The 244-nt window shown below is 32.0% G+C and carries 1 protein-coding gene; it reads right to left on the reverse strand.

Annotation, left to right across the window (positions count from 1 at the left end):
• The coding region (locus FUA24_RS00475) for a glycoside hydrolase family 113 (protein WP_394344172.1) at positions 1-244 on the reverse strand (244 nt) is incomplete at both ends.

The raw sequence follows: 244 nt of genomic DNA on the forward strand, positions 1-244 counted from the left end.
CCCAATTGGCAGCATAGGTTAATTTTCCTTTATAAATAGCTCTTACTTTTTTAATAAGTTTGAACCAAAAACTGGGTCGGTTTTTTATAAATGTTTCTAATTCTGTTCCAATACAAAAAATATCGGCATTTACCGCTTCGGCTAAAACAGCATACTCTAAAATAAATTTTGAATATGATGTTTCAAAAGCCTTCCAATTTGCTTCCGAAGTCATTTTAATAAACCCTGTAAACTCACCATGCCA

The organism is Seonamhaeicola marinus (genome assembly GCF_008085455.1).